The following is an 18,907-nucleotide window of genomic DNA, read 5'->3' as shown; positions in this document are numbered from 1 at the left end:
TCATTAGATTAGGGGTAAAAACATGGAATTTGGAATTGCAATTGTTTTTGCCGCAATCATTGGTTTAGTCATTGGATATGTAGGGATCTCAGTCAAGATGAAATCATCGAAAGAGGCTGCAGAACTTACTCTTTTAAATGCTGAACAAGAAGCAACGAATTTACGTGGACAGGCAGAGCGCGAAGCTGATTTGATTTTGAAAGAAGCTAAGCACGAGTCTAGTTCACTTAAAAAAGAAGCACTTTTGGAGGCAAAGGAAGAAGCCAGAAAATATCGAGAAGAAGTCGATGCTGAGTTTAAATCAGAGCGTCAAGAATTAAAACAATTAGAAACCCGCTTAGCGGAACGTTCGAATAATCTTGATCGCAAAGATGACAATCTTACGAGCAAAGAGCAAGCTCTTGAACAAAAAGAGCAAAGTCTTTCAGATAGAACTAAACACATTGATGCGCGTGAAGAACAATTACATGAGCTAGAAAAGAAGAAAGAAGAAGAATTAGAAAAAATTGCTTCTCTGACTCAATCGGAAGCACGTGATATTATCTTAACGCAAACAGAAGAACGACTTTCCAAAGAGATTGCGACTCGAATTCGAGAAGCAGAAGTGGAAGTGAAAGAACGTTCAGATAAAGTTGCAAAAGATATCCTGGTTCAAGCCATGCAACGGATGGCCGGGGATTTTGTGGCAGAACAGACCAACTCAACGGTTCATTTACCAGATGATGGAATGAAGGGCCGGATTATTGGTCGCGAAGGTCGAAATATCCGAACCTTCGAAAGCTTGACAGGTGTGGATGTGATTATTGATGACACTCCAGAAGTAGTCACCCTGTCTGGATTTGATCCGATTCGTCGGGAAATCGCACGAATGACCATGGAAAGTCTCTTGAAAGATGGTCGCATCCATCCAGCTCGGATTGAAGAGTTGGTAGAGAAGAACCGTTTGGAAATTGACCAACGGATTCGTGAATATGGTGAAGCAGCAGCCTATGAAATTGGCGCACCAAATCTACATCCTGATTTGATGAAGATTATGGGACGCTTGCAATTCAGAACTTCTTATGGACAGAACGTCTTGCGTCACTCCATTGAGGTTGCTAAGTTATCTGGTATTATTGCTAGTGAGCTTGGTGAAAATGCTACCTTGGCTCGTCGAGCTGGTTTCCTTCATGATATTGGTAAAGCCATCGACCGTGAGGTAGAAGGCAGCCACGTAGAAATTGGTACTGAATTAGCTCGTAAATACAAAGAGCATCCAGTTGTTGTCAATACGATTGCTAGTCACCATGGTGATGTCGAACCAGAAAGTGTCATCGCAGTCATTGTCGCAGCAGCAGATGCCTTGAGTGCAGCGCGTCCAGGTGCCCGGAGCGAGTCTCTTGAAAGCTACATCAAACGCCTGCAAGATCTTGAAGAAATTGCAAATGGCTTTGAGGGAGTTAAGACAAGCTTTGCCTTGCAAGCAGGTCGCGAAATTCGAATTATGGTCAGCCCTGAAGAAGTCAAGGATGATAAGTTGACCATCTTGGCTCATGATATCCGTGAGAAGATTGAGTCCAACTTGGAGTATCCTGGTAACATCAAGGTAACCGTTATTCGTGAATTACGTGCCATTGATTATGCAAAATAGAGCTTGTTAAAAGCCATATCTAAAAAAAGATAGTCAGCGAAGGTGGAACAACCTTGGTTGGCTATTTTTTGTGAGTCGTGTTAAAAATGGGATAGCACAGATGAAAATGGTTCATTGGCAGAGAAGTGATTAGGGCCTTGTCTCTAGGAAAAATCTATTGAAAAATCTTTCTATTTTTGTTACACTAGATAGAAAGACAGCGAAGGAGACAAAATGGCGGATCGAGGATTATTAATCGTTTTCTCAGGGCCCTCAGGTGTTGGGAAAGGAACGGTTAGACGTGAGATTTTTGAAAGCTCAGATAATCAATTTCAATACTCAGTATCGATGACAACGCGTGCACAACGTCCAGGCGAAGTGGACGGAGTAGATTATTTCTTCCGGACACGTGAAGAATTTGAGGAATTGATTCGTCAAGGTCAAATGCTCGAATATGCTGAATATGTTGGCAATTACTATGGGACTCCCTTGACCTATGTGAACGAAACCCTCGACAAAGGGATCGATGTCTTCCTTGAAATTGAAGTTCAAGGGGCTTTGCAGGTCAAGAAAAAGGTACCAGATGCCGTCTTCATTTTCCTGACTCCTCCGGATTTGGATGAGTTGCAAGATCGTTTGGTTGGACGCGGCACAGATAGTGCGGAAGTCATTGCCCAGCGGATCGAAAAAGCAAAAGAAGAAATTGCCTTGATGCGGGAGTATGACTATGCCATTGTCAACGACCAAGTGCCTTTGGCTGCGGAACGTGTCAAACGTGTGATTGAGGCAGAACATTTCCGTGTTGATCGGGTCATTGGACACTACCAAGAAATGCTTCCCAAAGCCACTCAAGTGGTACGATAATTAGAATAGGAATTAGGTAAAAAGATTATGATGTTAAAACCATCTATTGACACATTGTTGGATAAAGTACCGTCAAAATACTCTTTGGTTATTCTTGAAGCCAAACGAGCTCATGAGTTAGAGAGTGGTGCAACTCCTACTCAAGAATTTCAATCAGTAAAATCTACCTTGCGTGCCTTGGAAGAGATTGAATCAGGAAATGTGGTGATTCACCCAGATCCAGAAGCTAAGCGTGAAGCGGTTCGTCGTCGAATCGAAGCAGAACGCTTGCGTAAAGAAGAAGAAGAGCGTAAAATTAAAGAACAAATCGCGAAAGAAAAAGAAGATGGTGAAAAAATTTAAGGTTGGGTTCGCTCAATCTTATTTTTTGCTATTTAGCGCTAGGACAGGAAGGAGGTGGAAGCATGCTAGCACAAGTCATCGTTGATGTTCCCTTGATGCAAACAGACAAGCCCTATAGCTACCAGGTACCAGAAGAGTTTTCTCCTTTCTTGGAAAAAGGAATGCGGGTGCATGTTCCCTTTGGAAAGGGAAATCGGCTCATTCAAGGGATTGTGGTTGGCCTTGAAGAGACCACTCTAGCAGTTAAAGATCAAGAATTGAAAAGTATCGTGGAGGTCTTAGACTACCAACCAGTTCTAGGAGAGGAGCAATTTTGGCTGGCAGATCAGTTGCGAAAGACGGTTTTTGCCTACAAGATCACCCTCTTGAAAGCCATGCTACCGAGTGTTTTAAATTCTTCCTATGACAAAATTCTCCATCCGACAGAACTGTTATCGCCAGAGGATCGAGAAGACATTTTTGGAACAGCGACCAGCTTGGCCTTTTCTTCTTTGGATATTGATGCACAAGCACGAATGATGCGACTGACTCGTAAGGGAGAGTTGGAAGTAGAATACCAAGCAGTGGATCGTAAACATATCAAAACAGAAAAATGGTATCGAGTAAATCAACCCCTACTTAAAAATTTGGAAATCGCTAAGAATGCTAAAAAGCGCTTGGCCTTGCGTGAGTTTGTCCAAGGTCAAGAAGTGGATGCGCCTTTGAGTGATTTATTGGCGGAATTCTCTCGTCCAGTTGTGAACTATTTCATCGATCAGGGAGCCTTGCTGATTTTTGAGAAAGAAGTCAATCGTGCAGCAGCCTACTTTAAAGACAAAGAGTCGACAGAGGCCTTGGTTTTAAATGCTGAACAAGAACGAGCAGTTCAAGCGGTAACCATCAAAATTGGGCAACCTTCCAAACCCTTCTTGCTAGAAGGGGTGACAGGAAGTGGAAAGACGGAAGTTTACCTCCAAATCATCCAAGAGGTGCTGGATAAGGGTAAAACAGCTATTATGTTGGTTCCCGAAATTTCCTTGACACCTCAAGTGACGGATCGCTTCATTTCTCGCTTTGGGGATCGGGTAGCCATCCTTCATTCAGGTCTATCCAACGGTGAAAAATACGATGAGTGGAGACGTGTTGAGCGAGGGGAGGCCCAAGTAGTTGTTGGAGCACGGTCTGCTATCTTTGCTCCTCTGAAGAACCTAGGAGCTATCATTATCGATGAAGAACATGAAGCAACCTATAAACAAGATAGCAATCCCCGCTACCATGCGCGTGAAGTGGCTTTGCTACGAGCTCAGTATCACCAGGCTGTTTTGGTCTTGGGGTCGGCGACTCCTAGTCTAGAAACACGAGCCCGTGCAGGAAAAGGAGTCTATGAATTTCTTCAATTGACCCAACGGGCTAATCCGCTTGCCCGCATTCCAGAGGTAGAAGTGATCGATTTCAGGGACTATATTGGCCAGCAGGAATCTGGAACTTATACGCCCAAGTTGTTGGAGGCTATTGCAGAACGTCTGCAGAGAAAAGAGCAAGTCGTCCTTATGCTCAATCGCCGAGGTTATTCCAGTTTTGTCATGTGTCGGGAATGTGGTCAGGTAGATACCTGTCCTAACTGTGATATCTCCTTGACCCTCCACATGGATACCAAGACGATGGACTGCCATTATTGTAATTACCATAAGGCCATACCAACTGTCTGTCCCAATTGCCAAAGTCGATCCATTCGTTATTACGGGACGGGGACCCAGAAGGCCTACGATGAGTTACAAGAAATTTTCCCAGAGGCTCGTATTCTGCGGATGGACGTTGATACTACTCGGAAAAAAGGGAGTCACGAGGCCTTGTTGGACCAGTTTGGTCAAGGGCAAGCCGATATTTTGCTTGGGACCCAGATGATTGCCAAGGGCTTGGATTTCCCTAATGTAACGCTAGTCGGTGTCCTCAATGCTGATACAGCCCTAAATTTACCTGATTTTCGCTCGTCAGAGCGGACTTTCCAACTGTTAACCCAGGTGGCAGGACGGGCCGGTCGTGCGGATAAAGAGGGCCAGGTTCTGATTCAGACCTATAATCCTCATCATTATGCTATTGAATATGCGAAACGCCAAGATTATGAAGGGTTTTATGCCTATGAAATGAAGGTGCGCCACCAATTAGGCTATCCACCTTATTATTACACCGTAGGTTTAACCCTCTCTCACAAACAAGAAGAGGTCGTGGTTAAAAAAGCTTATCAGGTGATGGACCTGTTGAAAGAAGGTCTGTCCGATCAGGTCCAAATCTTGGGACCAACGCCAAAACCGATTGCTCGCACGCATAATTTGTTCCATTATCAAATCCTGTTGAAGTACCGGTTTGAAGACCATTTGCCACAGGTTTTAAATCAGATTTTGGACTATACTCAAGAGCGGGAAAATCAAGATCTTCGAGTCAGCATTGACAATGAACCGCAAAGTTTTATGTAGAAGGAGAAAAAATGACAAAAATACTATTTATGGGAACGCCTGATTTCTCAGCTACAGTCTTAAAAGGCTTGATTTCTGATGAACGCTATGAAATTCTAGCCGTTGTGACCCAACCAGATCGGGCAGCTGGTCGGAAAAAAGAAATCCGAATGACGCCAGTAAAAGAAGCGGCTTTAGAAGCAGGCTTGCCAATCTATCAGCCGGAGAAACTATCTGGAAGCCAAGAACTAGAAGACTTATTGGCTTTGGGAGCAGACGGGATTGTCACAGCAGCCTTTGGACAATTCTTGCCGAGTCGTTTGTTAGAGGCGATGAAGTTTTCTGTCAACGTGCACGCTTCTCTTCTTCCAAAATACCGTGGTGGAGCGCCTATTCATTATGCCATCATGAATGGGGATAAAGAAGCTGGTGTGACCATCATGGAAATGGTCAGAGAGATGGATGCTGGAGATATGATTTCTTCTCGCGCCATCCCTATTTTAGAGGAAGACAATGTGGGAACCCTATTTGAGAAATTGGCTCTTGTTGGCCGGGATCTTCTTTTAGAAACTCTGCCAGCTTACCTTGGGGGAGAGCTTAAGCCCCAACCGCAGGATCCCCAACAAGTCACCTTCTCTCCAAATATCAAGCCAGAAGAAGAACGCCTGGATTGGACACGGACCAACCGTGAACTCTTTAACCAAGTTCGAGGCATGTATCCTTGGCCAGTTGCCCATACCCTATGGAAGGGTGAACGCTTTAAGATTTACCAAGCAAAACCGTGTGAAGGTCAAGGAGAACCAGGGGAAATTTTAGCTCTCCATAAAAATGAAATCGTTGTTGCGACGGGTGAGGGAGCCTTGGCCTTGACCCTTGTTCAGCCAGCCGGTAAACCCAAGATGGCTGTCGGAGATTTCTTAAATGGTTTGGGGCGACAACTGCAAGTAGGTGATCAATTTGGTAAATAAGATGCAGACTGCACGAGAGGTGGCCCTATCTACTCTAGGAGAGATTTTCCAGGACGGTGCTTTTTCAAATATCTCCCTCAAAAAATCCTTGGGCAAGGCAACCTTGTCAGATGTGGATAAAAGTCTAGTAACCGAAATCGTCTATGGGACGGTTTCACGCAAACTAACCTTGGAATGGTATCTATCGCACTTTGTCGCTGATCGAGACCAGGTAGATCCCTGGATCTATCATCTTTTATTGATGAGCCTCTATCAGTTCGTCTATCTGGAGAAGATTCCTCTCCATGCTGTTGTCCATGAAGCAGTAGAGCTTGCCAAGCAACGGAAAAAGGGGAGCGAAAAATATGTCAATGCTCTCTTACGGAAAATGCTACGAGAGGAGCTTCCATCAATTGACCAGATTAAACGAATCAACAAACGACTTTCAATCCGCTATTCTCTTCCGGTTTGGTTGGTGAAAAAGTTGATGGACGAGTATGGTGAAGAACGGGCCATTGCGATTTTTGAGAGTCTCTATGTTCGCAACAAGGCCAGTGTTCGTGTTGTCGATCTGGATAAAAAAGAAGACATCAAGGAGCAATTGCAGGCTTCGGATTCTTTATTGGCTTCAACTGCCCTCGTAAAGGAGAATGGCTATTTTGCGGGCTCTGATTACTTCAAACAAGGGAAATTAACCATTCAAGATGAGACCAGTCAATTGGTCGCTCCGGCTTTAGAGGTCCAACCATCAGACCAGGTCTTGGATGCCTGTGCAGCACCTGGGGGCAAGACCACCCATCTAGCTTCTTATCTAGTTGATGGGCAGGTTACAGCTTTGGACTTGTACGATCATAAGCTCCAATTAATTCAGGAAAATGCGGAACGTCTGGGAGTTGCAGATAAAATCCAGACAAAAAAACTGGATGCCAGCAAGGTGTTTGAAGCTTTTGGAGCGGATGCTTTTGATAAAATCTTGGTAGACGCCCCTTGCTCTGGGATTGGTTTGATCCGCCGTAAGCCAGATATCAAGTACAATAAAGACAATGCCGACTTTGCGTCTCTACAGGCGATTCAATTGGAAATATTGGATGGAGTTTGTCAAAGTGTGCGGAAAGATGGTATAATAGTCTACAGTACATGCACAATTATAGGAGAAGAGAATTTTGATGTGGTTGACCAGTTTTTAGAAACCCATCCAAATTTTGAACTCGTGCCATTAGATCATGAACGAAAAGATATTCTGAAAGATGGCTGTATTTTAATTACACCAGAATTGTATGGAAGCGACGGTTTCTTTATTAGTCGTTTTCGAAGAATATCGTAATCTCAGGAGGATACGGACAGTATGGAAATTTCTATCTTAACCGATGTGGGTCAAAGACGGACAAATAACCAAGACTATGCAAATCAATATAAAAATAAAGCGGGAAAATCCATGGTTTTTCTAGCTGACGGGATGGGGGGGCATCGTGCTGGTAATATTGCTAGCGAGATGGCTGTTACCGATCTCGGCGCTGCTTGGGTAGCGACTGAAATCAGCACCATTAATGAAGTCAGAGAGTGGTTTGCGGAGTATCTGGAAAAAGAAAACCAGCAGATCCATCGCATTGGTCAAGATGAAGAACATAAAGGAATGGGAACAACTCTCGAAGCTGTTGCCATTATCGATGACCAAGTCTTATTTGCACATGTAGGGGATTCCCGAATTGGACTCGTACGTAATGGGGAATACCATCAATTAACCAGTGACCATTCCTTAGTAAACGCCTTGCTTAAGGCAGGCCAGATTACGGAAGAAGAGGCGGCTCATCATCCCCAACGCAATATCATCACCCAATCCATTGGACAAAAAGATGAATTGCAACCAGACTTTGGTATGGTTACGGTTGAAGCGGGAGATTTCATTGTTATCAATAGTGATGGATTAACCAATATGATCTCTGGCGATGAAATCCGTGATATCGTTGTCAGCGATTTATCGGTTGAAGAAAAGGCAAAAACCTTGATTCGCTTTGCGAATAATGCTGGCGGTTTGGACAATATTACAGTTGTACTGATTCGCTTTGCTGAGGAGGATATGGCATGATTCAAATCGGCAAAATTTTTGCCGGACGATATAAGATAATCCGCCAAATCGGGCGTGGAGGAATGGCAGACGTCTACCTCGCTCGGGATTTAATCTTAGATGGTGAAGAAGTTGCAGTTAAAGTACTGAGGACCAATTACCAAACAGATCCAATTGCAGTTGCTCGCTTCCAACGAGAGGCCAAAGCGATGGCAGATTTGGATCATCCAAATATCGTTCGGATCACGGATATCGGTGAAGAGGATGGCCAGCAATACTTGGCGATGGAATATGTCGCTGGTTTGGACTTGAAACGCTATATCAAAGAAAATGCTCCTCTCTCAAATGAAGAAGCTGTTCGCTTGATGGGGCAAATCCTTCTTGCTATGCGCTTGGCGCACACGCAAGGCATTATTCACCGTGATTTGAAACCTCAAAATGTCCTTTTAACATCGGACGGAAATGCCAAGGTTTCTGACTTTGGGATTGCAGTAGCCTTTGCAGAGACCAGTCTCACCCAGACCAACTCTATGTTGGGTTCGGTTCATTATTTATCACCAGAGCAAGCCAGAGGATCGAAGGCTTCTATTCAAAGTGATATCTATGCAATGGGGATCATTTTCTACGAAATGCTGACGGGTCATATCCCTTATGATGGGGATAGTGCAGTGACCATTGCGCTGCAACATTTCCAAAAACCACTTCCGTCCATCATTGAAGAGAACAAAAATGTTCCGCAGGCTTTGGAAAATGTTGTTATTAAGGCCACAGCAAAGAAACTATCCGATCGCTATAAGTCGGTAGCTGAAATGTATGTCGACTTGTCAAGTTGTCTATCTTATGAACGCCGTAATGAGAAAAAATTAGTCTTTGATGACGCTTCAAAAGCGGATACCAAGACCTTACCAAAGGTGAACGTGGTTCCAAAACCGGCTCCACTTCCAACATCGGAAGCTCGTCCTACAGTTCATGAGGACCGACCAGTGGTTTCAGAGGATCGAACAGCTCCAGTTTCTCCAAAAAATAAGGCACGTCGTCGTTTGCGGACGCGCTACAAGGTCTTGTTTGTAGCCCTAGCTTTGGTACTAGCTGCTTTTGCCTTTCTTCTTTATATGAGTCCAGCCAACAAAACAGTTCCGGATGTATCTGGAAAAACGGTAGCAGAAGCTCGGGCTATCATTGAAGATCAGGATCTTCAAGTAGGAGACGAAAAAGAAGAATACAGTGATTCGGTGCTGGAGGGTTATGTAATCCGTACCAATCCAAATGCAGGAGCTCAGAAAAAGGAAAACAGCAAGGTTGATTTGGTTGTCTCGAAAGGGCCAAGCACCTTTGATATGCCGGACTATACTGGTATGTCTAGAGAATATGTGGAAAACGATCTGAAAACCACCTATAAGCTTTCTAGCAAGCTGATTTCGATTGAAGAAGTCGAGACCAATGAAGTGGAACCAGGAATCGTTATGGAGCAATCTCCTGTCGCTGGTCAAAAATATGATTTGTCTTCTAAAACAAAGATTGTTCTGAAAGTATCGAAGGAAAGTAATTCCATCGAATTACCAAGTTATGTCGGTTCTTATTATGAATTTGCTGTCTCTAATCTCGTCCAGATCTATGGGGTGAAGGAAGCAAATATTGAACGGAAGACCACATCGCATCTTCCGGCTGGTGTAGAAGTCCTACCAGGTCAAATTGTGAGTCAGACTCCAGAAGCTCAATCGAGCATCGATATTAAAAAGACTCGCATTGTCTTGACTGTATACGAACCGAAGACGGAACCATCAAGTAGTACGAAAGCTTCAAGCAGTTCATCAGAAAGTTCAAGCTCTACAACAGTGGAATTCCATTCCAATACGGACCCTTCGGCGACTACTGAACCAGAATCTTAACATGATGACCTTATAAACCCAGACCCAAACGGTCTGGGTTTTTTAGTAAAGAGAGAGTTGGAACGAATCCTTCTAGAGGCGGAAGCGAATCCCATAGAATTTTGATAAAATAGAATGGAGAGGTTCAATTATGTGGAAGATTCAATTGTTTGTGTTTGTTGAAGCTTTGTTACTCACCATGGCTGCAATCACTATTTTGGCGGGAAATATATCTCGTATCATCCTAATCGTGGTTCTGTGCTTGCTTCTATTGTATTATTACATTGGAAAACAGCGGAGCAATTTTCTTTTAGTGGCATCCAGCATCCTGCTGTTTTTTATTGTCATGTTAAATCCTTATGTCATCGCTGCACTTTTGTTTGCCGTAGTCTATGCCTTGCTGGTGGCTTATCCCTATTTTTACCGTGAAAACGAAGAAGTTAAGATAGATTATGAGGAAGATGTAGAAATCCGACAAGAGAAAACGCCTTGGATTGGGGATTTACATCATTTTTCAAAGGTAAACTGCCATTTTCGTGATTTGACGATTACACGTTTATTCGGGAAGGATACGATCCACTTAGACGAAGTGATTGTAGTGAATCATGACAATGTCATCATCATGAGAAAGATGTTTGGTAATACGAAGATTATTTTGCCGGTGGATGTGGAGCTGAGCTTGCAGGTGAATACCTTATATGGAGAATTGCGACTCTTCTCTCAAAAACCTAGGAAATTGAGAAATGAGACAGTAAGCATGGAGACTCCAAATTATCGAAGTTCCCATCGAACAGTGAAGCTTGTTATTGCGGGGATTGTAGGAGATGTGGAGGTCGTCAGAGGATGAAACGAACAGACTATCTTTTAATCTTCCTTTATACGGTCTTAATTCTAGCTGTAATTATCCATTCGATTTTTGGTCTCTTTGACTTTCAGTGGTCTTATCTATTGGAAGATTTATCAAAGCTTCGTGCATTTCTTTTTATTGGATTTGGCTTGACGCTTGCTCTTACTATTTTGATGATCTTATTGATTAAATTGATTCAATTTACAATCATGAACACCGTCCAAAAAAATCTGAGAAATTTGCTCGAAGGCAAGAAGCTAAAATTTGGAGAAAACAAAGAAATTAATGAAGAGTTTCAACGCTTAGATCGCAAGCTCAAACGCCTGACAGAAAATTTGCAACGTACAGAAAATCGAGTCATGCAAAATGAAGAAGAGATTGTGGAAAGAGAACGCAGGCGAATTGCTCGAGATCTCCATGATACGGTGAGCCAAGAATTATTTGCAGCGAATATGATTTTGTCCGGTGTAGCCAGTCAGGATCAGGTTCTTCAACTACCTAAAATCGGGCAACAGTTGAAGGGGGTTACAGAAATTCTAAACACTGCTCAAAACGATTTGCGGATTCTCTTATTACACCTGCGGCCGACAGAATTAGAAGGTCGAAACTTGGTAGAAGGTCTCCAGGTGATTTTTAGAGAACTGCAAGAAAAGAGTAACTTAGAAGTTCATTTTGAACACGATGTTCAAAAATTACCTAAAGCAATTGAAGAGCATATTTTCCGGATTGTGCAAGAAGTGGTTAGCAATACCCTGAAACATGCGCATGCAAAGCGCTTGGATGTTTATCTTTTGCAAACTGAACAATCCCTCCATCTCAAGTTATCAGATGACGGGGTAGGCTTTGATCCGGAATCGCTGGGTGAACTAAGTTACGGTATGAAGAATATTCAAGATCGAGTGGATGACATGGCAGGAAGAATTAAAATTTTGACCAGTCCCAAAAAGGGAGTGGCCATTGATATCAAAGTGCCATTAGTAGAAGGAGAAAATGATGAAATTATTACTAGTAGATGATCATGAGATGGTCCGATTAGGATTGAAAAGTTATTTAAGTATGCAAGATGGGGTTGATCAAGTCCTAGAGGCTAGTGATGGTCAAGAGGGTGTAGAGCTAGCCTTACAAGAACGACCAGACGTCATTATTATGGATATTGTCATGCCACATATGACCGGGATTGAAGCGACACTCGCCATCTTAAAGGACTGGCCAGATGCAAAAATATTAATCCTAACCTCCTATCTGGACAATGAAAAAATCTACCCTGTCTTGGATGCAGGAGCCAAAGGTTATATGCTCAAAACTTCCAGTGCAGAAGAAATTCTCCGTGCAATCCACAAGGTGGAGCAGGGAGAGTTGGCGATTGAAACAGAAGTCAGCCAAAAAGTAGAATATCGAAAAAATCACGTGGAACTCCATGATGACCTGACAGCGCGTGAACGAGATATCTTGGCTTTACTCACCAAGGGGTACGAAAATCAACGGATAGCTGATGAATTATTCATTTCATTAAAAACAGTCAAGACCCACGTCTCGAATATATTGTCAAAATTAGAAGTGAGCGATCGTACCCAAGCAGTAGTTTATGCCTTCCAACATCACTTGGTCTCTCAGGAAGATTTTTAGTCAAAAAGATGCTATAATAGACAGCATACTGAATGGAGACCAACATGGATGCAAAAACGCGCTACAAAGCGAAAAAGATTAAAATAGTATTTTTTGATATTGACGATACCTTACGAAATGTTGAAACAGGTTATGTTCCAGCTTCAGTCACCAGAGTGTTTTCACAATTACGAGAAAAAGGAATTTACACAGCCATTGCCAGTGGTCGAGGGATTTTTGGAGTGCCAGAAGAAATCAAGGCTCTCCAACCTGATTTCTACGTCACTCTGAATGGTTCCTACGTGATTGATCGTAAAGAGAATGTCATTTATGAAGAAAGGGTACCAAATCCACTTGTTCAGGACTTTATTGCATGGGCCAAGCAGGTAGGGATTCATTATGGTTTGGTTGGAAGTCATCAAGCAGCTCTTTCAGATCGGACAGAAGAGATGAGCCAGGCCATTGATCCCATCTATCCCAACCTGCCAGTGGATCCTGATTTTGCTACTAAGCATCCCATTTATCAGATGTGGACTTTCGAGACTAGTAAAAAAATCGATGCTCTCCCAAAAGCCTTGGGGCAGGAATTACGTTTAGTTCGCTGGCATCCAATTTCATCTGATGTTGTATTGGATCAACAATCCAAAGCTCACGGTGTCTCAAAAGTAGTCGAAAAATTGGGATTCAAACCAGAAAATGTCTTAACATTTGGGGATGGATTGAATGACTTAGAACTATTTGATTATGCTGGTTTAGCGATTGCCATGGGGAATGCCCAGGATGCATTAAAAGCCAAAGCAGATTATGTCACAAAAAAATTAGAAGAAGATGGCATCTTACATGCCTTAGAGGAGTTAAAAATGGTTGAAAAAGAATTGCACTTACCACAAACAAAAATGGATCAAGAAACAGGACCAATTGCGACGATTCATACCAACTATGGAGATCTGAAGATTCGACTTTTCCCTGATCAAGCACCGAAAACAGTAGCAAACTTTATTGCGCTAGCGAAAGATGGCTACTACAATGGAGTGATTTTCCACCGCATCATTAAAGATTTCATGATTCAAGGTGGGGACCCAACTGGAACAGGTATGGGTGGAGAATCCATCTATGGTGAGTCTTTTGAAGATGAATTCTCAGAAGAGTTGTACAATATCCGTGGTGCGCTATCCATGGCCAATGCTGGTCCAAATACCAACGGCAGTCAATTCTTCATTGTTCAAAACCAACACCTTCCTTATTCTAAAAAGGAAATTGCCCGTGGCGGTTGGCCTGAAGCCATTGCAGAGATTTATGCAGAAGAAGGAGGAACTCCTCATTTGGACCGTCGTCACACAGTATTCGGGCAACTGATGGATGAAGTTTCTTATCAAGTATTGGATACAATTGCGGCAGTTGAGACAGGTGCCATGGACAAACCTAAAGAAGATGTGGTCATGGAATCGATTGACATTGAGGGAGAGGCATGAGAATCGGGGATAAACTCAAGGGTGTTGTGACAGGCTTGCAACCTTATGGAGCCTTTGTTGAATTAGAGACAGGGGTAACCGGTTTGATCCATATTTCTGAAATCCGCAGTGGATATATCGACAACATTCATGATATCTTAAAAATTGGGGATCAAGTTTGTACCCAGGTTATCGATATAGATGAATATTCTGGGAAGGCTAGCTTGTCCCTTCGAACCTTAGAAGCTGGGAACAGAAAACATTTCCGCCATCATCGTTTTTCAAATGATCGCCATAAGATCGGTTTTACTCCTTTAGCCAAACAATTATCGATTTGGATTAAAGAAAGTAAAGAATTTTTGAGTGACACTAGTCAAGGAAAATAAGAATTTGTTTCTGCAGATAGAAAGAAAAGAGGCTACATTGTAGCCTCTTTCTTATTCTTGTTCAAAATCGTAAAGAGTAGTAGAAAGGTAACGTTCCCCATTATCAGGAGCCAAGGCCAAGACTTTTTTACCAGCTCCAAGCTCTTTTGCGACTTTAATCGCTGCATAGATAGCGGCGGCAGATGAAATTCCAACTAAGAATCCTTCTTGTCCACCAATGTAGCGACCTAATTCTAAAGCTTGTTCCGAAGTGACACGGATTACGCCATCATAAGAATTTGTATCCAGAGTTTCTGGAATGAAACCTGCTGAAAGTCCTTGGATTTTGTGTGGACCAGGTTTTTCGCCAGAAAGAATCGCTGATTCATCTGCTTCAACTGCATAGACTTGGACAGCAGGGTTGACTTTTTTCAAGGCATGAGAAACACCTGAAATAGTTCCACCAGTACCAACACCACTGACGTAAGCATCCAATCCATTTGGCCCAAAAGCTTCTAAAATTTCTTGTCCTGTTGTTGCTTCATGGACTTCTGGGTTGGCGCTATTGTTAAATTGGAGGGGAAGGAAACCGTTTCGTTCTGCAGCGATTTCTTCTGCTTTAGCGATAGCTCCTTTCATTCCTTCACTACCTGGAGTTAAAACAAGTTCTGCTCCATAAGCTTGAATGATTTTTCGACGTTCAACACTCATGGTTTCAGGCATGACGATGACGACTTTATACCCTTTGGCAGCCCCGACCCATGACAAACCAATTCCTGTATTTCCACTGGTTGCTTCAACAATAGTAGAACCGGGTTGAAGAAGTCCATCTCGTTCTGCTTTTTCAATCATGCTAAGAGCAATCCGGTCTTTGACAGATGAACCAGGGTTGAAGGCTTCTAATTTAACATAGACATCAGCAGCCCCTTCAGGTACTAAGTGGTTCAATTTTACAATAGGTGTTTTTCCGATTAATTCTGTAATATTTTGATAGATTGGCATACGATATACACTCCTTTGTTAGTGTATTCAGTATACCGTCAGTAAGAAGGTTTGTAAAATATAAAAAAGCTATCGAGGTGATAGCCTTTTTTTATAGCTGAATGGGGATTTCCACTTCCTTTAATCCCTGATCACTAATCTCAATTTTTCCATGGTAAAAATCAATCAGGTCCGCAATCACATCTTCTTTATGCTCCTTATCTACGTAGACAAGACTAAAGACAGCATCGGTGAAGTCTGTCTGAAATTCTGCTAATTGGTGAGCGGATAGAAAGTTCGCAAACTCTTGGTATTGGGGATAAGTCAAGCTAATTCCTAGACCAACCTGCTCCTTGATTTCGACGAGTCCGATTTCTTTCACAGCCTGAGCGACGCTACCGGCATAAGCGCGAATAAGACCGCCTGCACCTAGCTTGATCCCACCAAAATAACGAGTGACAACGCAACAGACATTGGTCAGTTTGTGATTCTCTAAAACACCTAGCATGGGCACGCCGGCAGTCCCACTCGGTTCGCCATCGTCACTGGTTCGTTTAATTTCAAACTGCTCTCCAATGACAAAAGCAGAGCAATTATGAGTTGCTTTGTAATGTTCCTTCTTGATATCGGCTATAAAGTCGCGAGCTTCCTCTTCAGTATAAACTCGTTTAACATGGCAAAGAAAGCGGGATTTTTTAATTTCTTCTTGGACGAGACCGTCCTCTTTAAAAGTCTTGTATTCCATACATTTATTTTACAAAAAAACTCTTAAAACTGCGAGCTTTTACGAATATATAAGTATGAAAGTAGAAGATTGTTATGGACGTCTATTTACAAAGGAGCAGGTAGATCAAGAAGTCATAGAACAAGCCCAGTTGCTCCCGAGTATGATTGAGGAAAAAGGAAAGTTATTCTGCAATCGTTGTGGAAGCCAGATTGACCTAGAACATTGGAAACTGCAGATTGGCAGTTATTATTGCCGAGCCTGTATCCAATTAGGGAGGATTAGAGGCGATGAATCCTTATACTATTTCCCACAAGTAGCCTTTCCTAAAGAGGAAGTCTTGAACTGGCAGGGAACCTTAACGCCCTTTCAAAGTCGAGTCTCAGAAGCTCTGGTCCAATCGTTAGGACAAGAGGATCCTGTTATGGTGCATGCGGTAACAGGAGCTGGAAAAACAGAGATGATGTATCATGTGGTCGCAGAAGTGATCCGAGGAGGAGAAAGTGTTTGTATTGCTACGCCTAGAATAGATGTCTGTATCGAACTCTACCATCGTATGACAAGGGATTTTACCTGCCCTATTTCTCTCCTGCATGGAGATTCAGAACCCTATTTTCGGACTCCCCTTGTCATAGCAACCACTCACCAACTACTAAAATTCTATCGGGCCTTTAATCTCCTCATTATTGACGAAGTGGATGCCTTTCCATTTGTTGATAATGCTGTGCTCTATCAAGCCGTTTCAAATGCCGTAACTAAGAATGGGAAGCTCATCTATTTGACAGCTACCTCTACAAAAGAGTTAGATAAAAAAGTCAAAAAACAGGAGATTAAACGCGTTAGCCTACCCAGACGCTTTCACGGAAATCCTCTAGTGATTCCTAGAAAAGTATGGCTAAAAGATCTACGAAAGAAAGTAGAAAAGAAACAAGTGCCTGGGAAGTTACTCAAGCTAATAAAAGACCAACGTAAAAACTCCTTTCCCCTGATCCTATTTGTATCAGAAATCGAATTAGGAGAAAAAATCCTCAGTTTATTGAGAAGGGCCTTCAAGGATGAAATCATCGAACTGGTGACCTCTAAAACAGAAAATAGGTTGGAACTGGTAGAAAAATTTCGCAACCAAGAAATCACTATCCTTGTGTCAACGACCATTCTTGAACGGGGCGTCACCTTCCCTAAAGTCGATGTGTTTGTGATTGAGGCCAACCATCGATTGTTTACCAAGAGCGCTCTAGTTCAAATCGCTGGTCGTGTGGGAAGAAGTATGGAAAGACCCACAGGCGAATTGCTTTTCCTAGCAGAAGGAACCAGCAAAGAAATGACACAAGCTATTAAAGAAATAAAAGAAATGAATCGGGAGGCAGGGTTTTGAGTAATTGTTTGCTATGTGATGAAGAGCTGACTAACCAGCAATCCTTAAGAGGTCTCATCCTAATGAAAAAAGAGAATCTCACTATGTGTGACAACTGTAAAAACAAGTTTGAACCAGTTAGTGAAGCTAGTTGCAAGACTTGTTGTAAAAAAAGTTCAGAGACTTCTTGTGAAGATTGCCAAGAGTGGGAACGAAAAGGGAAAAGCGTAAACCATAAAGCACTTTACTATTATAATGAAGAAATGAAGGAATATTTTCAAAAATACAAATTCCAGGGAGACCAACTGTTAGCATGTCTCTTTGCTGAGGAAATAAAGGTAGAGCTTAAAAAGTATAAAGGATATACCATTGTACCAATTCCTTTAAGTGACGAGAGAAATGAGAAGAGAGGGTTTAATCAGGTAACAGCCATCCTAGAGTCAGCAGGAATTCCTCATCAACACCTATTGATAAAAAAGAATACAAAAGCCCAATCACAGAAAAATAAAAAGGAAAGATTAAAAACAGAACAAGCTTTTAGACGAAAAGAGTTTGAAAACAAAAGCTGGCCAGAGAAAATAATGATAGTGGATGATATCTACACAACAGGAGCAACAATAGAAAGAGCTAAAGAAATGTTGAATGTAAATGGGGTGAAAGAAATAAGATCTTTTACATTAGCAAGATAGAATATTCAAAAATATATTTGCAAAAATAAAATGAAAGCGTTATAATGTAGATATAAAAAGAAAAAACGTTTAGAAAGAAGGTACTTATATGATTAAATATAGTATCCGTGGTGAAAACCTAGAAGTAACAGAAGCCATTCACGACTATGTCGTTTCTAAACTCGAAAAAATTGAAAAATATTTTCAAGCAGAGCAAGAATTGGATGCACGTGTAAACCTAAAAGTTTATCGTGAAAAAACTGCAAAAGTTGAAGTCACGATTCCACTTGGTTCTATTACACTTCGTGCAGAAGATGTTTCTCAAGATATGTATGGATCTATCGACTTGGTGGTTGATAAGATTGAACGTCAAATTCGAAAGAATAAAACAAAAATTGAAAAGAAAAATCGTAGCAAATCTGCAACCAGCAAAATCTTTACAGACGCTCTGGTTGAGGAAAGTGTTGCTCTTGAAAAAGTTGTCCGCACAAAAACGATTGACATTGAACCAATGGAACTAGATGAAGCTATTCTACAAATGGAACTATTGGGACATGATTTCTTCATCTACAAAGATGTGGAAGATAATACAACAAATGTTATTTATCGTCGTGAAGATGGAGATGTAGGACTTCTTGAAGTCAAAGAAAAATAAGCTAATACAATAAGAAAGCTCCTGTAGAATATACAGGAGCTTTCCAATATTATAGAAGATAAAGTTTCTAAAATCAAAAAAACATAAAAAAATTTAAAAAAATAGAAAAAAGCTGTTGACAAGTTATTGC

The 18,907-nt window shown here is 42.0% G+C and carries 18 protein-coding genes; 16 read left to right on the top strand and 2 right to left on the bottom strand.

Annotation, left to right across the window (positions count from 1 at the left end; all coding sequences use genetic code 11):
• Positions 1 to 22 precede the first annotated feature (22 nt).
• The 13 genes from HMPREF9421_RS09680 to HMPREF9421_RS09620 all read left to right on the top strand — a co-directional run bounded on the left by HMPREF9421_RS09680 (position 23) and on the right by HMPREF9421_RS09620 (position 14,416).
• Entirely contained in the window at positions 23 to 1,630 is a 1,608-nt protein-coding gene (locus tag HMPREF9421_RS09680) for a ribonuclease Y (RefSeq protein WP_006596847.1), read from the top strand.
• 213 nt (positions 1,631 to 1,843) lie between these two features.
• Positions 1,844 to 2,473, top strand: coding sequence for a guanylate kinase (gene gmk / locus HMPREF9421_RS09675; protein ID WP_006596846.1), 630 nt, complete (start codon positions 1,844 to 1,846; stop codon positions 2,471 to 2,473).
• 27 nt (positions 2,474 to 2,500) lie between these two features.
• Positions 2,501 to 2,815: a DNA-directed RNA polymerase subunit omega gene (rpoZ, locus tag HMPREF9421_RS09670; protein ID WP_006596845.1), complete on the top strand. Its 315-nt coding sequence runs from the start codon at positions 2,501 to 2,503 to the stop codon at positions 2,813 to 2,815.
• Between the two features lie 62 nt (positions 2,816 to 2,877).
• Positions 2,878 to 5,268 carry a primosomal protein N' gene (locus HMPREF9421_RS09665; protein ID WP_006596844.1) on the top strand — a complete coding sequence of 797 codons (2,391 nt, stop codon included), beginning with the start codon at positions 2,878 to 2,880 and terminating at the stop codon, positions 5,266 to 5,268.
• Between the two features lie 11 nt (positions 5,269 to 5,279).
• Positions 5,280 to 6,215, top strand: a complete 936-nt coding sequence (gene fmt / locus HMPREF9421_RS09660) for a methionyl-tRNA formyltransferase (RefSeq protein WP_006596843.1) — start codon at positions 5,280 to 5,282, stop codon at positions 6,213 to 6,215.
• Entirely contained in the window at positions 6,205 to 7,518 is a 1,314-nt protein-coding gene (gene rsmB / locus HMPREF9421_RS09655) for a 16S rRNA (cytosine(967)-C(5))-methyltransferase RsmB (protein ID WP_040803119.1), read from the top strand. Before fmt ends, rsmB begins: the two co-directional genes overlap by 11 nt.
• A 21-nt stretch (positions 7,519 to 7,539) precedes the next feature.
• Complete coding sequence (locus tag HMPREF9421_RS09650) at positions 7,540 to 8,280, top strand: Stp1/IreP family PP2C-type Ser/Thr phosphatase (RefSeq protein WP_006596841.1); 741 nt, start codon at positions 7,540 to 7,542, stop codon at positions 8,278 to 8,280.
• Positions 8,277 to 10,148, top strand: coding sequence for a Stk1 family PASTA domain-containing Ser/Thr kinase (gene pknB / locus HMPREF9421_RS09645; RefSeq protein WP_006596840.1), 1,872 nt, complete (start codon positions 8,277 to 8,279; stop codon positions 10,146 to 10,148). The genes HMPREF9421_RS09650 and pknB overlap by 4 nt, the downstream gene beginning before the upstream one ends.
• 130 nt (positions 10,149 to 10,278) lie before the next feature.
• Positions 10,279 to 10,974 (top strand): cell wall-active antibiotics response protein LiaF, encoded by a 696-nt coding sequence (gene liaF, locus HMPREF9421_RS09640; RefSeq protein ID WP_006596839.1) that lies wholly within the window; start codon positions 10,279 to 10,281, stop codon positions 10,972 to 10,974.
• Entirely contained in the window at positions 10,971 to 11,990 is a 1,020-nt protein-coding gene (locus HMPREF9421_RS09635) for an envelope stress sensor histidine kinase LiaS (protein WP_006596838.1), read from the top strand. Before liaF ends, HMPREF9421_RS09635 begins: the two co-directional genes overlap by 4 nt.
• Positions 11,968 to 12,600 carry a response regulator transcription factor gene (locus HMPREF9421_RS09630; RefSeq protein WP_040803116.1) on the top strand — a complete coding sequence of 211 codons (633 nt, stop codon included), beginning with the start codon at positions 11,968 to 11,970 and terminating at the stop codon, positions 12,598 to 12,600. Before HMPREF9421_RS09635 ends, HMPREF9421_RS09630 begins: the two co-directional genes overlap by 23 nt.
• A gap of 44 nt (positions 12,601 to 12,644) precedes the next feature.
• Positions 12,645 to 14,051 (top strand): Cof-type HAD-IIB family hydrolase, encoded by a 1,407-nt coding sequence (locus HMPREF9421_RS09625; RefSeq protein WP_006596952.1) that lies wholly within the window; start codon positions 12,645 to 12,647, stop codon positions 14,049 to 14,051.
• The gene (locus HMPREF9421_RS09620) at positions 14,048 to 14,416 is read left to right on the top strand and encodes a S1 RNA-binding domain-containing protein (protein WP_006596835.1); all 369 of its coding nucleotides are present in this window, start codon (positions 14,048 to 14,050) and stop codon (positions 14,414 to 14,416) included. Before HMPREF9421_RS09625 ends, HMPREF9421_RS09620 begins: the two co-directional genes overlap by 4 nt.
• A gap of 51 nt (positions 14,417 to 14,467) precedes the next feature.
• On the opposite strand, the gene cysK is transcribed toward HMPREF9421_RS09620, so the two are convergent.
• Both cysK and HMPREF9421_RS09610 read right to left on the bottom strand, forming a co-directional pair.
• Positions 14,468 to 15,397, bottom strand: a complete 930-nt coding sequence (gene cysK, locus HMPREF9421_RS09615) for a cysteine synthase A (RefSeq protein ID WP_006596834.1) — start codon at positions 15,395 to 15,397, stop codon at positions 14,468 to 14,470.
• 91 nt (positions 15,398 to 15,488) lie between these two features.
• Positions 15,489 to 16,121 carry a YigZ family protein gene (locus HMPREF9421_RS09610; protein ID WP_006596833.1) on the bottom strand — a complete coding sequence of 211 codons (633 nt, stop codon included), beginning with the start codon at positions 16,119 to 16,121 and terminating at the stop codon, positions 15,489 to 15,491.
• A gap of 55 nt (positions 16,122 to 16,176) precedes the next feature.
• On the opposite strand from HMPREF9421_RS09610, the gene HMPREF9421_RS09605 reads away from it, so the two are divergent.
• From HMPREF9421_RS09605 to hpf, 3 genes are all read left to right on the top strand, one after another.
• Positions 16,177 to 17,475, top strand: a complete 1,299-nt coding sequence (locus HMPREF9421_RS09605; RefSeq protein ID WP_006596832.1) for an ATP-dependent helicase ComFA — start codon at positions 16,177 to 16,179, stop codon at positions 17,473 to 17,475.
• Positions 17,476 to 17,537: 62 nt separating this feature from the next.
• A complete protein-coding gene (locus HMPREF9421_RS09600; protein WP_006596831.1) occupies positions 17,538 to 18,143 on the top strand; it encodes a ComF family protein in 606 nt (201 codons plus the stop codon).
• 88 nt (positions 18,144 to 18,231) lie between these two features.
• Positions 18,232 to 18,777 carry a ribosome hibernation-promoting factor, HPF/YfiA family gene (gene hpf / locus HMPREF9421_RS09595; protein ID WP_006596830.1) on the top strand — a complete coding sequence of 182 codons (546 nt, stop codon included), beginning with the start codon at positions 18,232 to 18,234 and terminating at the stop codon, positions 18,775 to 18,777.
• Positions 18,778 to 18,907 lie beyond the last annotated feature (130 nt).

This window comes from Streptococcus australis ATCC 700641, assembly GCF_000186465.1.
Lineage (GTDB): Bacteria > Bacillota > Bacilli > Lactobacillales > Streptococcaceae > Streptococcus > Streptococcus australis.
Note: the sequence above shows the minus strand (reverse complement) of the source record. Positions and strands in the feature narration are given on the sequence as shown.

What these genes read in the sequence shown, in the direction of transcription:
- HMPREF9421_RS09680 (WP_006596847.1), top strand. Translation starts at nt 23, where the DNA reads ATGGAATTTGGAATTGCAATTGTTTTTGCCGCAATCATTGGTTTAGTC.
- gmk (WP_006596846.1), top strand. Translation starts at nt 1,844, where the DNA reads ATGGCGGATCGAGGATTATTAATCGTTTTCTCAGGGCCCTCAGGTGTT.
- rpoZ (WP_006596845.1), top strand. Translation starts at nt 2,501, where the DNA reads ATGATGTTAAAACCATCTATTGACACATTGTTGGATAAAGTACCGTCA.
- HMPREF9421_RS09665 (WP_006596844.1), top strand. Translation starts at nt 2,878, where the DNA reads ATGCTAGCACAAGTCATCGTTGATGTTCCCTTGATGCAAACAGACAAG.
- fmt (WP_006596843.1), top strand. Translation starts at nt 5,280, where the DNA reads ATGACAAAAATACTATTTATGGGAACGCCTGATTTCTCAGCTACAGTC.
- HMPREF9421_RS09650 (WP_006596841.1), top strand. Translation starts at nt 7,540, where the DNA reads ATGGAAATTTCTATCTTAACCGATGTGGGTCAAAGACGGACAAATAAC.
- pknB (WP_006596840.1), top strand. Translation starts at nt 8,277, where the DNA reads ATGATTCAAATCGGCAAAATTTTTGCCGGACGATATAAGATAATCCGC.
- liaF (WP_006596839.1), top strand. Translation starts at nt 10,279, where the DNA reads ATGTGGAAGATTCAATTGTTTGTGTTTGTTGAAGCTTTGTTACTCACC.
- HMPREF9421_RS09635 (WP_006596838.1), top strand. Translation starts at nt 10,971, where the DNA reads ATGAAACGAACAGACTATCTTTTAATCTTCCTTTATACGGTCTTAATT.
- HMPREF9421_RS09630 (WP_040803116.1), top strand. Translation starts at nt 11,968, where the DNA reads ATGAAATTATTACTAGTAGATGATCATGAGATGGTCCGATTAGGATTG.
- HMPREF9421_RS09625 (WP_006596952.1), top strand. Translation starts at nt 12,645, where the DNA reads ATGGATGCAAAAACGCGCTACAAAGCGAAAAAGATTAAAATAGTATTT.
- HMPREF9421_RS09620 (WP_006596835.1), top strand. Translation starts at nt 14,048, where the DNA reads ATGAGAATCGGGGATAAACTCAAGGGTGTTGTGACAGGCTTGCAACCT.
- cysK (WP_006596834.1), bottom strand. Translation starts at nt 15,397, where the DNA reads ATGCCAATCTATCAAAATATTACAGAATTAATCGGAAAAACACCTATT.
- HMPREF9421_RS09610 (WP_006596833.1), bottom strand. Translation starts at nt 16,121, where the DNA reads ATGGAATACAAGACTTTTAAAGAGGACGGTCTCGTCCAAGAAGAAATT.
- HMPREF9421_RS09605 (WP_006596832.1), top strand. Translation starts at nt 16,177, where the DNA reads ATGAAAGTAGAAGATTGTTATGGACGTCTATTTACAAAGGAGCAGGTA.
- HMPREF9421_RS09600 (WP_006596831.1), top strand. Translation starts at nt 17,538, where the DNA reads ATGAAAAAAGAGAATCTCACTATGTGTGACAACTGTAAAAACAAGTTT.
- hpf (WP_006596830.1), top strand. Translation starts at nt 18,232, where the DNA reads ATGATTAAATATAGTATCCGTGGTGAAAACCTAGAAGTAACAGAAGCC.